Genomic DNA, 11,415 nt, shown 5'->3' on the forward strand with positions numbered 1-11,415 from the left:
TCAGTGGAGAAATTTTCTGCCGAATGCTCGCTCACCTATTCGAGTTTTATCTACTGCATGATGCTGAACCGACTGAGTCGCGGGTATTCGGCACAGGAACTGTCTTTCCTGCTTGGTCAGGACGATGATTTCGTGGAGAACCTGGAACGCTTCAAGCGGTTTGATTTCGGCGTGGAGCTCTATCAGCAGTTGTGTAAAGTTTTCGGTCACCCTTCTTTTTTACATCAACAACATCAAGGAGAAAATGAATTGCGGCACGAGATGCACATTTGGAAAGCGAGTGATACGATTTTCTATCGGATGGAGTGTTGTAAGAGTGAGTTTGAGAGTATTGTACTATTCCAACTAACGGAAGAAGACTCCGATACGCGGGTACGTCGATACAAGAATTCGGTTGAATTTGATTGCCAGCAGTCTCAACGGGCGTTGAAGATCATGCTGGAAAACGATGTGTTTAAAAAGCCAATCAGCGGTCAAGAACTTCATCAGTTGGTTGAGTATGCCGTTGAAAGCCATGTACATCCTATTTACGTTAAAACCGAGCTTGAGAAGCTGGTTGGCCGCAAGGGCAAGGCACCGCTGAAGCGGACGAAGAGAAGGAGTTATGCATATCGCTATGTGTTGCATCCCGGGATGGATTTAGCAGATGCCATAGACTTTGTAAACCAAAAATTCGAAAAGTTATGACAAAAATCGAACGGGAATTCATTGATGTACCGAGGGATTTCCGCATTGCATGTGAAGGTTTTGGAATCATGGTGCCGAGCTTTCTTCAACTGATGATTAGGCGAGTTTCATTTATCCATCTTTTTACAGAAGATGATTCCGAACAAAACCTTGCAACGAGGGCTTTTGCAGTTGCCGCTGATGTGTTAAAGGAACACCCGGAGTTGCACATGAACTATTCGCTAGCCAATCAGGCCACGCCGTCCATCCCTTTGCTTCAAAAACTGATGAAGCTCGCGACAAACAGGAGTTACAGCGGACGATTGAAACGGGAAAGGGCGGCAAAACTGGTGGAGAAGCTGTTTGCAATAGCGCGGCAAGCTATGGATTTCAAGCCCTATATCTTCTATGATGAAGAAACCAAAATTACCCTGACGAAGGACTTTATGATGCTAGCACTTATCAACCAATACCACCCAATCTTGCTGATAAACGCCATGATGCATGCTGTTTCGTTAGCTGACTTACATGCTAGAGTCCATTTGGAAGCTATAGAGCACAACCCGGCGCTCGGTTTTTACCTCCGCGTGCAGCATGGTTACGGCGAGCTGGTTGACAGGAAGCACATCAACACGATTGGGTTTAAAAACTTTATGGCCGATTTACAGGAATTCAAGGTGCGTTTTTTTCCTGTCAGGGATTTAACACAACGAATGGAGCTGTATCGCGAGCGACTAGAGGATAATTTTCAACAGATTAACAACTTATTTGATGATGAGTAAAGAACAAAAATTAACTTTTGCGCCGGATTTTAAACAGGCTTGTGAGATATTTGAACTTGACCCATGGAATGTCGTCCAGCAATTTATAGACGGTGTGTCACTCCCCTCTTACTTTGCATTTCCCCTGAGGCCAGATAGGTGGCCCAATATGTTCATGTTAGAGTGCGTACTTGCGGGCATGGAAGACAATAAATTATTGGATCGATATAGCACGTTCTTGCAGCGAATTACGGATACCGTGTTGACTGAGGATGGCGACAAGGAAACCATTTGTAGACGCATCATGGATGAATGGCATAAAGCTGTCCTGGAAGACCGGATTAAGGGAGTGCTGAAGGATGATTCTTCTGATGTTGAGTAATTGCAATTTAGTCTTTAAAACTAGACCTAATATTATGAGTTCAAAAAACGAAAAAGAAGCTTTGCGTAGCCCAGTTGAAATCACGACATATGAAGCGAGGATGTCTACTTTTATGATTGGTATAATCTACCAAACCATGATTCATCGGGCTTGCAAACGTTATTCTCCAAAGGGACTTTCCTTTCTGGCGGGAAAAGACCTATTATTCGTCGAAAAAATTGAGCAAATGAAACTCCCAAATATAACACTCACTGATATGGGTATAATCGGTAAGGTTGTAGGCGCGGCTAGTGTTGCTTATTTTTTTTCAGGGGCACGAACCTTCTGACCTTGAAAAGCATGTATACCGGCTTACCCAAACAGTGTATAAGGATAAGATTCTATATCAAATGGAGCAATTGTTAAAAAGTGGAAATGCAGATCCACTGTTCATTGTATGGGATAAGAATCACGATACTGACTACTATCCCGATTCGACAAAAGAAGAGCAGGAATCATTGCGAATCGCTGTTCAAGCACTGATTGAGTTAAATTATTTCCACGAACAGAGGTCTTCCATCGACATTTTCCGTACGTGCCAATCATTGGTTTGGGAATACATGAACCCGATGAATCTTTATCATGTACTCACGGCTTTTACCCGACAGAAGAGGTACCCTAAACTGAAGCGGGTGAAATCCAAATATTCGGTGTTTAACTATGTCGCTGTCGAAAAGCCAACCAAATAAAAATCCCAATCCTTAATTTATGCCCTTCGCCAACCACACACCCTATGATTACTTCCCACGCCGGTTACACCCGCGGGAGATCGGTAACCCTTACCTTGCCATCCGCCAGTTTTTCGATTGGGAAAACTTGCCGGAATGGCGCAACCACCTCGATAAATGGCTGCAAGCGGCATTAAAATCCGGTTTTCAATTGGATTTTACTTTCTACAGCTTGTTCAAAACGCTCACCCAAATCGGGAGAACGCTCCTCATACCAAAGAAATGAAGTCAAGTATTCTTTTTCGGCTTCAGGATGTAAAACTACGGTATAAGGCATTAGGTTTTTAATATGCGGGCTTTCGCTTTTACTTCTTCCCAAGTGGACGTATTGATTTTCCCACTTTCATATTCAGCAAGCCTACGGTCGAGTTCGGATATAAAGGCCGGGTCATCCCAAGGGCTACCCTTTGTAATGATATCATCTTCAACCATGGTATAAATGGCTTTTACCTTTTTGTCATCCGCAAAACGGATATAGTCATATAATTTTTCACGTATGGTCGTATTACGCATAATAAACAGTCTACTCAACATCACGAAGATACAAATTCCTGATGAAAGATGATAAATAGTTTGAGTGAGGGTATTGCGAATTTGCTTGATTTCACGCACGGTTCGATAATGGGCTTGCATTTCGATATCGACGAGATCTGCGATGCTGAAAGGGTATTTGAAGAGGTAAATAACGTATTGAAGGTGACGAAGGCTGTGATTGAAAAGCGAGCGGCGTTGCTGTCTGGAGGTTCTGGTAATCTTGAACAAAGCGGAAACAGCGAGAAAACGGGAGCTAAAAAAAGTGTGGAATAACGAAAGAAGAAATTGGCGGAAGTGTCGCTTAACAGCTATGGCGATAAATTTGACCGTGACGAAGCCAATGATTATTTCAAATAACGAGGGTTGTAATAGTTGTGAGTATTTGTTATTTTTGGTGTAGATGTATAACAAAGCAAAAATATTGAAAATGCTCAAGGCTAAAAAGTCGGAGTTGGAAAGGAAGTATTCTCTTTCCGAACTTGGTCTGTTTGGTTCGTATGCGCGAGGTGAGGAAAATGATCAAAGCGACATCGATGTTTTGGTTGATTTCGACAATCGTATCGATGGTTTTCAATATATCCGATTGGCACACGAACTGGAAGATTTATTCAATCACAAGGTAGACGTTGTTTCGCGAAAAGGGATTAGGCCAGTTTATCTACCTAATGTAGAAAAGGATTTGGTCCATGTCTGAACGGGAAATTTCGCTACTGTTACTCGATATTGAACAGGCTATCACGGCTATTCTCGAATACACAGAGGGCTATTCATTTAGCGATTTTGAGGAGGATGCCAAAACAAGACATGCGGTCGAACGCAATTTCGAGATTATTGGCGAAGCCGCATCAAGGTTATCTGCAGAATACAAAGCGCTAAACCCGCAAATCGAATGGCGTATTCTAAAGGACTTCCGGAATTTCATCATTCATGATTATTTCGGGATTAACTACGAAATCGTTTGGGATACTATTCAGTTACGTTTACCCGACTTACGAGATGATATTAAATCACTGAAAAGTTAATGCGCCCTGTCCTATTTGAGGCGGGGTTCGTGGGGGCATTAAAAACACGGTAAATACAAATGCATATAATTTTATATCATTGCGATTAATTTGCGATCGTATAGCTACAAATCTGCTAGTGTCACAATCGTTATCTCTTGGATAACAGCTAGTCGATAATCATTTGTAAAAAAATAATCCGCTTGGTGTTCAAGGGCTGTCGCAACTTGTATTGCGTCTGGCGTTTTCAGGTTGTATTTCTCTTAGCTCGGCCGCACCTTCGGCAATATCATTGGATACCTCAACTAAGAGAATACCGGATGCGGTTAAGAGAATTTCTCTGTATTGAGCTACTAGTTTTGGCTTCCGTTCTCTTAAGGGCTTAACTAAGACTTCTAGGAGAGTAATCGAAGAAGTAATGAATGTAAAATCACCATCGTCGTTGGCGAGAAAACACGTCATCAGCTTTTCCTGATATTCAGAATGTCCCTCAATGAAATAAATAAGCGGGGCCGTATCTAAAAATACAGTCTTTTGATGGAAGTCGGTTATTACCACTGCCTTTCCTGCTCGATGTATTCGTCAATATTGGTCTTGCTCCAAAGTGATGAGCCAATACCAGAAATAGAACTGAGTTTAACCTTACTACTTGTAGTGTCGGTTTTGCGAATTAACAATGCCAGTTTTCCCAACAAACTCAATTGGTCAGCCTTATCAAGCTGTTTAACCTGAGCTAGGATTGTGTTTATGTTTAAATCTGCATTCATATCACAAAAATAGTAAATATTATTCTAACCCGTTATTTAGGGTGCACGACAGATTTCCGTTTTTTCACGCAAAGGTCACCAAGTCTATTTCTTTGCGCACTTTGCGCGAAAGCAAAGCGCCTTCGTGAACTTTGCGTGATTTTTTTAGCCTACAAAGGTTCGCTTCGCGAGCAATACGGATTTTTGTCGTGCGCCCCGCTATCTATTAGATATGTTCAAATTTGAAGACGATAATGCAGTAGGTATAGTGGCTATGGCGTGCTGGCATGGCGAAGCCGCATCAAGGTTATTTGCAGAATACAAAGCGCTAAATCCGCAAATCGAATGACGTATTCTAAAGTACTTCCGGAATTTCATCATTCATGATTATTTCGGGATTTGAATTCTGGTTGCGGACGCAAGAGAATTACGACCTGTTTCAAGCTCGGATGAAAGTAGATACAGGGCATTCCGCGTGTTCTGGAAAGTGCCGTCGCTGCTTCATAAACGTTTTGAACGCCACCACACCGTCTACTTCGCATCAATCGACGGCCTCGATTGATCGGATGGAAATTCCCGAAAAGCAATCATCCGCACAGCCATTCGGCACAAAACCTGCGGTCGATAGGAGCCCATTATTTGTTGCCTCAAAGTAGACTTCGGCATCCGATCGTTTTTTCAACCAAAAAGACCTTGCTTTTTCATAAATGTCGTCCAAGGTCTGGATGCCGCTGGCCGGAGAGGCCTCATGCTGCCCGAGCTCACTTTCGTGCTCAGTCCATTGGAGCGATTCAAGAAGCGTATAGCCCTCTTGTTCTTCGAACTCTTCGGCCGTAAAACCGAAACCGTCCAAAAGCTCGGCCATCGAAGCCGATCCCCAGCCCTCATCAGGCATGGGATTATCATTAAACACGATATACCGGAAGTCCCGCTGCACCACCTTTCCATTCCTGACCGTAATCGTCGTGCGCCACGAAGACCCCGCCCACGTGGCACCTGAAACCTCGTAACGGTAGCGATCACCGCTGGTTGCTTTAAAGTCCAACCACGCTTGGTAACTCCGTTCAAAACTATTTTCGTGTTCGATATCGCTTTTTTCGCAGGCGCCTAAAAGAAAGGCGGTCGAAAAGATAAGGAGGGTAAAGCTTGCTTTCATAACATTGTCAGTTTTTAAGGTGAACGCAGCGGAGCGTACTTTCGCTACACACCGGAATCATTCTTATCTTTGCCGCCATGAACGATAAACTGTTGGCCCGAAGTGGTGGCAAATGCGAGCTCTGTGGTAAAGAGGCGGAAGTGGTAGTGTATAGCGTGCCACCGGATAACCATCCGGACAATGAGGTAGTGGTATGCCAATCGCTGCTTGCACAGATTGAAGGGCGCGAGCCGGTAAACCCCGAAGATTGGCGCTTCCTTCCGGATGCGATGTGGAGTGAGATCCCCGCCGTACAGGTGTTGGCGTGGCGGATGCTTAGCCGCCTGAAAGGAGAAAGCTGGGCTGCGGATGCGCTGGATATCCTTTACCTCGATGAGGAGACATTGGCGTGGGCCGAAGCCGTTACGGCCCCCGAAGAACCGGGTGAAGCGGTGGTGCACAAAGATGCGTTCGGCAATGTGTTGCAGAACGGGGATTCCGTGGTACTCACCAAAACACTGGATGTAAAAGGTAGCAGTATCAGCGCCAAGCTGGGTACGGTCGTGCGGAACATCCGGTTAGTGGAAGACAATCCCGAGCAAATTGAAGGTCGTGTGGAAGGGCAACAGATTGTTATATTGACGAAATACCTGCGTAAACAGGGGTAATCAACAGTTAGCGAGCCGTGCCTAGCCACGCATCAACGATGCGCCCGATGGTGCCATCCTCTTGTAAATGAAGTAAGTGTATATTTACGTCATGTAAAAGTGATGTTTGGGCTGAGAAAGCGAAGCCATAGCCCTGCTTTTCGTACTCCGCGGCGGAAATGGAATTCAACGGCTGATGTTTTTGGTTAAGGAAATATAATAATTGTGGACGGTCGAATACCATCGCCTGCACCTTCTTGTCGCCCAATAGCCGGTACCCTTCTTCCAAGCCTCGGACGGGCTCGCTGATCCCCTGGTACGCTGCTACCAAGTCGTCGGCGGGGGAATCGCTAACAACGGCGATTTTTTTCTTGTACATGTCTTCGACCGTTTCAATGGTATGTTCAGCCATACCCGTCAGGGTAAGGGTACTGGCGATGCCGGCAACCATGCTTGTGGCGAAGATAATGGAAATGACCATCCAGCAACCTGCAATTACGCGTCCGATGAACGTAACTGGAGCCAAATCTCCATAGCCGGTGGTCGACATGGTGACAATCGCACACCACATGCCGTTTGCGATGCCACGGGCCGGTTCAGGAGGAAACTGCTGTGGGGACTTTCTTCGTTCAACCAACCATAATAACATACCTACGCAACCCAAGATAACCATGAAAACCAGTACGGCATACAATAAGCGTAAGCTAAAAAAAGGCCTAATCCGATCCCAAAGCCCCATTTTTTCGGTATTGCTGAGAATCGACAAGCTGGATTGGAAATAAGGCTGGGAAAAGCGGACGAACGCCGCCCGTTCAGAAGTGATGGTGGTGGGCCCCACCACAACGTCTAATTGGCCACCCCGCAACGCCGTCAACGCCGCAGGAACGTCTTCAAAATAACGATAAGTATAAGAGAGGTCTAGGTCATTGGCAACCCGTTCCCAGATTTGAATGGATATTCCGTCGACGCTATTGTCACTTGAATCACGGAGGACGAAGGGTGGGGACCCAGCCACACCAATGGTTAGGGGCTCATCGGGTTGCGCATAACCATAGGAGGTTAGGAACAGTATATAGGCAATGAATAAATACCGCATTTTGGGGTTAATTTTTCCTAATACTCCCGCAAAGTATTATTAAATTTCCGTTTTTACAAAAATCTACCCTGCGGGCCATGACAAATGGCCGCGTTCGTAGACCCGTTTCTGATAAGGGAGGCATACATGATTGTTTTGTGGTTTGAAACGAAGCGGCGCTGGTGGAAGCGGCTGACAAACTTTACCGCCGGGCGGAGCGGGTGAACGATGCGTTGGATGATTTCATCAAGAAGAATAAAAATGGCGGTTCCAGCGGATGGAAACCGTTTAAGGATTAGTTCGCCGTCGCGAGGAGTCGCAATAAGCCAACACCAGCTTGCGGAAGGCTGCATCATCTGCCGTGTCAAATGCCAGGTGGATAGGCACTATATATAAAGGCAACCCGGTCAGTAAAGCCGAAACCGCTGGATCCAGCAACCGCTGGGCATCCTTTTCCGTAGTGACAATCAGTTTGCGTGGGTTATTTATTTCGTCGAAGTGACGGATAACCTTACGGATGTCTGCAACGGTATAGTCATGATGGTCAGCATAACGGAGGTGCTCGATTTCGGCAGCCTTCGATGAAAGGTATTCATACAACGGTACGGGGTTGGCAATTCCCGTGACGAGCAGTATGGCAGTATCACGGTGCAACGCACACGCACTGGATTCATCCGACAGTACCGGCGTAAGTGGACCATAGCCAATGGCCGCGAACAATAGCGGTATATCGCGTTTGGTGGATAATTGGTGGCGGATCCGGTTTTTTGCCGCTTCCGTGGCGCCGGTGGGTGTTTTGGTGACGACCATGATGTCGGCGCGTCGACGCTCGCTGAAACAATCGCGATAGTCGCCGGCAGGAAGCAGCCATTTTGGCTTGCCCATGGCGTGGTAGTCAAACAGCAGGATAGACAGCCCGGGCCGCAATGCCCGATGTTGGTAGGCATCGTCGAGCACGACCGTATCGTAACCGGCGTCGATTAACCGCGATACGCCATCCACGCGATCTTCATCTACGGCAACCGTAATTTCGGGAAACTTCCGTTTGAATTGGAGGGGTTCGTCGCCGGTGCGCCGCGCTGTGTCATGGGGCACGACCTCCAGAAAACCGTGTGTTTTCCGGCCATACCCGCGGCTGAGCGTGGCTAAGCGGCCCCGTGAAGAAAGCAGCCGGATGAGGTATTCCGTCATCGGGCTTTTCCCAGTGCCGCCCACGGCGAGGTTGCCCACCACGATAACGGCCTGATCGAAACTGACAGCGCGCAGCCATCCCCAGTCGTATAGCCGGTTGCGGAGCCAAATCGCCAATCCGTAAAGCAGCGTGAACGGTAGTAACAGTGCCCTGAGATAAACCATTGCTGGCAAAAGTAATTCATTTTGCCTACATTCGTGGTCAAAAGCAGATGGATGTATTGGTCATTGCAGCCACGGAAGCGGAAATCAATCCGTTCCTCGAATTGCCGGCGCCGCAGCGGCGCCGTGTGGATACGCTGATTACGGGCGTGGGTATGGTTGCAACGGCACTCGCACTCGGCGAACGGTTGGCCAAGGCCCGCTATGACCTGCTACTCAATGTGGGCGTGGCTGGCAGCTTCGATCGCTCCATTTCCCTTGCAGATGTGGTATGGGTGGTGCAGGATACGTTTTCGGAACTGGGCATCGAAGACGGTAACCGGTTCATCGACAGCGAAGTGTCGGGACTGGCACCCTGCACATTCCAAAGCGAATACCGCCATGCGGCGGTTGCGAACCTGCGCCAATGCAAAGGGATTACCGTAAACACGGTACATGGTGATGACCCTGCCATCGGAAGGGTGGTGGCGCGGTTATCGCCCGATGTGGAAAGCATGGAAGGGGCAGCGGTATTCCAAGCGGCGCAGCATTTCGGCATACCGGCGCTTCAGGTGCGCGCCATCTCCAATTACGTGGAGCGCCGCAACAAGGGCAATTGGCAGCTCTCGCAGGCTATTGCAAACCTCAACAGCTGGTTGGTTGGATTCGTGCATACCAATGACAGCCCATATATCGCTTAAACACAAAAAATTGACAGAAACGCGTTCAAAAATGTCGATTTTTTGTAGTAGGTTTGCGTGCTATATTTTTTGACAACGATATACAGTCGACAACGATAAACAACCGATGAGAGAAATACAATTCAGAGAAGCGCTTCGTGAAGCGATGAACGAAGAGATGCGCAAAGACGAAAAGATTTTTTTGATGGGTGAAGAGGTGGCCGAATATAACGGTGCCTACAAGGTGAGCCAGGGAATGTTGGATGAGTTCGGCGCCAAGCGCGTCATAGATACACCTATCTCCGAGCTGGGATTTGCCGGTATCGGCATTGGTGCTGCCATGAACGGGCTGAAGCCCATCATTGAATTCATGACGTTCAACTTTTCGCTGGTGGCAATCGATCAGGTGATTAACTCCGCGGCCAAAATGAATTCCATGAGCGGTGGCCAATTCCCCATCCCGATTGTGTTCCGTGGCCCTACCGGCAATGCCGGACAGCTCGCCGCGCAACACTCCCAAAACTTTGAAAACTGGTATGCCAATACACCAGGGCTTAAGGTTGTGGTGCCTGCCAATCCATATGATGCCAAAGGTCTGCTGAAACAAGCAATCATCGATCCCGATCCTGTTATCTTCATGGAGTCAGAAGTGATGTATGGCGATAAAGGTGAAGTTCCCGAGGAAGAATATTACCTCGAATTGGGGAAAGCACATACGGTGAAATCGGGCAATGACGTAACCATTGTAACGTTCGGTAAAATGCTGCCCCGCGTGGTGGAGCCTGCTGTCGAAGAACTGACGAAGGAAGGAATCGACGTTGACCTGATCAACCTCCGTACGGTACGGCCTATCGACTACGGCGCGATTGTCGATTCGGTGAAAAGGACCAATCGCTTGGTGATTGTGGAAGAAGCTTGGCCATTGGCATCGATATCGTCAGAGATTGCTTATAAGGTGCAACGTGACGCGTTTGATTACTTGGATGCACCCGTGGTGCGGATTGCGTCGGCCGACGTACCCCTGCCCTATGCCCCCACCTTGCTGCAAGCAGCCCTGCCCAATGTAGAGCGCGTGGTCAAAGCCGTAAAAGAAGTGATGTACGTCAAGAAATGACCGATTACCGGTAGAACGAAATAAAGAAGCCAGCTTTCAAACAAAAAGCTGGCTTTTTTGTTGTGTAACCGGAAAGGAGACCTATTATGAATGTCATCGAAAAAATCGAGTATTGGGGCGATGCCCACCACCCCCGTTGGCTGGATATCATCCGCATCGGTCTAGGAATCGTCATTTTCATGAAAGGCGGTATGTTTCTTGCCGATACGGAATCCCTGCGCCAGCTAATCGAAGACGCGGACATCCAAGTTTATACCTGGGGGGCCGTGCACTATGTTGCTTTCGCCCACCTCGTGGGCGGTATCCTGATCGCCCTAGGTTTGACGACACGCTTAGCGGTGGCTTTCCAATTGCCGGTGTTGTTCGTTGCCGTATTTTTCGTGAACATAACCCGGGGGCTAACCTTCCTCAATTCCGAGTTATGGGTTTCATTGGTGGTACTGGCTCTGCTCCTCGTTTTCCTCGTTGTCGGATCGGGTCCGTACTCGCTGGACCATCAGTTAAAGACAAAGCGGGGTTGAGGGAAGGGCTGTTGGGGCATTTGTATTTGCCCACGAGTTTGGCTAAATTTGTCG

At 47.5% G+C, this 11,415-nt stretch carries 18 protein-coding genes and 1 pseudogene; 13 read left to right on the forward strand and 6 right to left on the reverse strand.

What is annotated here, in order from left to right; all coding sequences use genetic code 11:
• Positions 1 to 3: 3 nt before the first annotated feature.
• From ACO1NT_RS03255 to ACO1NT_RS03280, 6 genes are all read left to right on the forward strand, one after another.
• The gene (locus ACO1NT_RS03255) at positions 4 to 687 is read left to right on the forward strand and encodes a hypothetical protein (protein ID WP_449046964.1); all 684 of its coding nucleotides are present in this window, start codon (positions 4 to 6) and stop codon (positions 685 to 687) included.
• A complete protein-coding gene (locus ACO1NT_RS03260; RefSeq protein WP_449046965.1) occupies positions 684 to 1,448 on the forward strand; it encodes a hypothetical protein in 765 nt (254 codons plus the stop codon). The genes ACO1NT_RS03255 and ACO1NT_RS03260 overlap by 4 nt, the downstream gene beginning before the upstream one ends.
• Positions 1,438 to 1,809 carry a hypothetical protein gene (locus tag ACO1NT_RS03265; RefSeq protein WP_449046966.1) on the forward strand — a complete coding sequence of 124 codons (372 nt, stop codon included), beginning with the start codon at positions 1,438 to 1,440 and terminating at the stop codon, positions 1,807 to 1,809. Before ACO1NT_RS03260 ends, ACO1NT_RS03265 begins: the two co-directional genes overlap by 11 nt.
• A gap of 34 nt (positions 1,810 to 1,843) precedes the next feature.
• A complete protein-coding gene (locus ACO1NT_RS03270) occupies positions 1,844 to 2,137 on the forward strand; it encodes a hypothetical protein (RefSeq protein WP_449046967.1) in 294 nt (97 codons plus the stop codon).
• A gap of 61 nt (positions 2,138 to 2,198) precedes the next feature.
• On the forward strand, positions 2,199 to 2,537 hold the full coding sequence (locus tag ACO1NT_RS03275) for a hypothetical protein (RefSeq protein WP_449046968.1): 339 nt from the start codon (positions 2,199 to 2,201) through the stop codon (positions 2,535 to 2,537).
• Positions 2,538 to 2,556: 19 nt separating this feature from the next.
• The gene (locus tag ACO1NT_RS03280; RefSeq protein WP_449046969.1) at positions 2,557 to 2,802 is read left to right on the forward strand and encodes a hypothetical protein; all 246 of its coding nucleotides are present in this window, start codon (positions 2,557 to 2,559) and stop codon (positions 2,800 to 2,802) included.
• 50 nt (positions 2,803 to 2,852) lie between these two features.
• Here the strand turns inward: ACO1NT_RS03280 and ACO1NT_RS03285 are convergent, their stop codons facing one another.
• Entirely contained in the window at positions 2,853 to 3,089 is a 237-nt protein-coding gene (locus ACO1NT_RS03285; protein WP_449046970.1) for an addiction module protein, read from the reverse strand.
• A gap of 48 nt (positions 3,090 to 3,137) precedes the next feature.
• Here ACO1NT_RS03285 and ACO1NT_RS03290 point away from each other — a divergent pair, with 48 nt between their 5' ends.
• The 3 genes from ACO1NT_RS03290 (at position 3,138) to ACO1NT_RS03300 (ending at position 4,132) form a co-directional block, all read left to right on the forward strand.
• Positions 3,138 to 3,383: a hypothetical protein gene (locus ACO1NT_RS03290; protein ID WP_449046971.1), complete on the forward strand. Its 246-nt coding sequence runs from the start codon at positions 3,138 to 3,140 to the stop codon at positions 3,381 to 3,383.
• A gap of 154 nt (positions 3,384 to 3,537) precedes the next feature.
• Positions 3,538 to 3,804, forward strand: coding sequence for a nucleotidyltransferase family protein (locus tag ACO1NT_RS03295; protein WP_449046972.1), 267 nt, complete (start codon positions 3,538 to 3,540; stop codon positions 3,802 to 3,804).
• Positions 3,797 to 4,132 (forward strand): HepT-like ribonuclease domain-containing protein, encoded by a 336-nt coding sequence (locus ACO1NT_RS03300; RefSeq protein WP_449046973.1) that lies wholly within the window; start codon positions 3,797 to 3,799, stop codon positions 4,130 to 4,132. Before ACO1NT_RS03295 ends, ACO1NT_RS03300 begins: the two co-directional genes overlap by 8 nt.
• 104 nt (positions 4,133 to 4,236) lie before the next feature.
• On the opposite strand, the pseudogene ACO1NT_RS03305 reads toward ACO1NT_RS03300, so the two are convergent.
• The 3 genes and pseudogenes from ACO1NT_RS03305 to ACO1NT_RS03315 form a co-directional block, all read right to left on the reverse strand.
• Positions 4,237 to 4,669: pseudogene (locus tag ACO1NT_RS03305) on the reverse strand (type II toxin-antitoxin system VapC family toxin).
• Complete coding sequence (locus ACO1NT_RS03310) at positions 4,663 to 4,878, reverse strand: hypothetical protein (protein ID WP_449046974.1); 216 nt, start codon at positions 4,876 to 4,878, stop codon at positions 4,663 to 4,665. Before ACO1NT_RS03310 ends, ACO1NT_RS03305 begins: the two are co-directional and overlap by 7 nt.
• Positions 4,879 to 5,398: 520 nt before the next feature.
• Positions 5,399 to 6,013, reverse strand: a complete 615-nt coding sequence (locus ACO1NT_RS03315) for a hypothetical protein (protein ID WP_449046975.1) — start codon at positions 6,011 to 6,013, stop codon at positions 5,399 to 5,401.
• 77 nt (positions 6,014 to 6,090) lie between these two features.
• Between ACO1NT_RS03315 and ACO1NT_RS03320 the strand changes: the two genes are divergently transcribed.
• On the forward strand, positions 6,091 to 6,660 hold the full coding sequence (locus ACO1NT_RS03320; RefSeq protein ID WP_449046976.1) for a PhnA domain-containing protein: 570 nt from the start codon (positions 6,091 to 6,093) through the stop codon (positions 6,658 to 6,660).
• Positions 6,661 to 6,667: 7 nt separating this feature from the next.
• Here ACO1NT_RS03320 and ACO1NT_RS03325 read toward each other — a convergent pair whose 3' ends face one another.
• The gene (locus tag ACO1NT_RS03325) at positions 6,668 to 7,735 is read right to left on the reverse strand and encodes a transporter substrate-binding domain-containing protein (protein ID WP_449046977.1); all 1,068 of its coding nucleotides are present in this window, start codon (positions 7,733 to 7,735) and stop codon (positions 6,668 to 6,670) included.
• A gap of 267 nt (positions 7,736 to 8,002) precedes the next feature.
• Complete coding sequence (gene lpxK / locus ACO1NT_RS03330; protein ID WP_449046978.1) at positions 8,003 to 9,070, reverse strand: tetraacyldisaccharide 4'-kinase; 1,068 nt, start codon at positions 9,068 to 9,070, stop codon at positions 8,003 to 8,005.
• 47 nt (positions 9,071 to 9,117) lie between these two features.
• On the opposite strand from lpxK, the gene mqnB reads away from it, so the two are divergent.
• The 3 genes from mqnB (at position 9,118) to ACO1NT_RS03345 (ending at position 11,361) form a co-directional block, all read left to right on the forward strand.
• Positions 9,118 to 9,747, forward strand: a complete 630-nt coding sequence (mqnB, locus tag ACO1NT_RS03335; protein ID WP_449046979.1) for a futalosine hydrolase — start codon at positions 9,118 to 9,120, stop codon at positions 9,745 to 9,747.
• A 106-nt stretch (positions 9,748 to 9,853) separates the two neighbouring features.
• Entirely contained in the window at positions 9,854 to 10,840 is a 987-nt protein-coding gene (locus ACO1NT_RS03340) for a pyruvate dehydrogenase complex E1 component subunit beta (RefSeq protein WP_449046980.1), read from the forward strand.
• A gap of 86 nt (positions 10,841 to 10,926) precedes the next feature.
• Entirely contained in the window at positions 10,927 to 11,361 is a 435-nt protein-coding gene (locus ACO1NT_RS03345; RefSeq protein ID WP_449046981.1) for a DoxX family protein, read from the forward strand.
• Positions 11,362 to 11,415: the final 54 nt, after the last annotated feature.

It is taken from the genome of Parapedobacter sp., from assembly GCF_053550995.1.

What these genes read in the sequence shown, in the direction of transcription:
- ACO1NT_RS03275 (WP_449046968.1), top strand. Translation starts at nt 2,199, where the DNA reads ATGGAGCAATTGTTAAAAAGTGGAAATGCAGATCCACTGTTCATTGTA.
- ACO1NT_RS03300 (WP_449046973.1), top strand. Translation starts at nt 3,797, where the DNA reads ATGTCTGAACGGGAAATTTCGCTACTGTTACTCGATATTGAACAGGCT.
- ACO1NT_RS03285 (WP_449046970.1), bottom strand. Translation starts at nt 3,089, where the DNA reads ATGCGTAATACGACCATACGTGAAAAATTATATGACTATATCCGTTTT.
- ACO1NT_RS03325 (WP_449046977.1), bottom strand. Translation starts at nt 7,735, where the DNA reads ATGCGGTATTTATTCATTGCCTATATACTGTTCCTAACCTCCTATGGT.
- ACO1NT_RS03340 (WP_449046980.1), top strand. Translation starts at nt 9,854, where the DNA reads ATGAGAGAAATACAATTCAGAGAAGCGCTTCGTGAAGCGATGAACGAA.
- lpxK (WP_449046978.1), bottom strand. Translation starts at nt 9,070, where the DNA reads ATGGTTTATCTCAGGGCACTGTTACTACCGTTCACGCTGCTTTACGGA.
- ACO1NT_RS03295 (WP_449046972.1), top strand. Translation starts at nt 3,538, where the DNA reads ATGCTCAAGGCTAAAAAGTCGGAGTTGGAAAGGAAGTATTCTCTTTCC.
- ACO1NT_RS03290 (WP_449046971.1), top strand. Translation starts at nt 3,138, where the DNA reads ATGATAAATAGTTTGAGTGAGGGTATTGCGAATTTGCTTGATTTCACG.
- ACO1NT_RS03265 (WP_449046966.1), top strand. Translation starts at nt 1,438, where the DNA reads ATGATGAGTAAAGAACAAAAATTAACTTTTGCGCCGGATTTTAAACAG.
- ACO1NT_RS03315 (WP_449046975.1), bottom strand. Translation starts at nt 6,013, where the DNA reads ATGAAAGCAAGCTTTACCCTCCTTATCTTTTCGACCGCCTTTCTTTTA.
- mqnB (WP_449046979.1), top strand. Translation starts at nt 9,118, where the DNA reads ATGGATGTATTGGTCATTGCAGCCACGGAAGCGGAAATCAATCCGTTC.
- ACO1NT_RS03260 (WP_449046965.1), top strand. Translation starts at nt 684, where the DNA reads ATGACAAAAATCGAACGGGAATTCATTGATGTACCGAGGGATTTCCGC.
- ACO1NT_RS03345 (WP_449046981.1), top strand. Translation starts at nt 10,927, where the DNA reads ATGAATGTCATCGAAAAAATCGAGTATTGGGGCGATGCCCACCACCCC.
- ACO1NT_RS03280 (WP_449046969.1), top strand. Translation starts at nt 2,557, where the DNA reads ATGCCCTTCGCCAACCACACACCCTATGATTACTTCCCACGCCGGTTA.
- ACO1NT_RS03270 (WP_449046967.1), top strand. Translation starts at nt 1,844, where the DNA reads ATGAGTTCAAAAAACGAAAAAGAAGCTTTGCGTAGCCCAGTTGAAATC.
- ACO1NT_RS03310 (WP_449046974.1), bottom strand. Translation starts at nt 4,878, where the DNA reads ATGAATGCAGATTTAAACATAAACACAATCCTAGCTCAGGTTAAACAG.
- ACO1NT_RS03320 (WP_449046976.1), top strand. Translation starts at nt 6,091, where the DNA reads ATGAACGATAAACTGTTGGCCCGAAGTGGTGGCAAATGCGAGCTCTGT.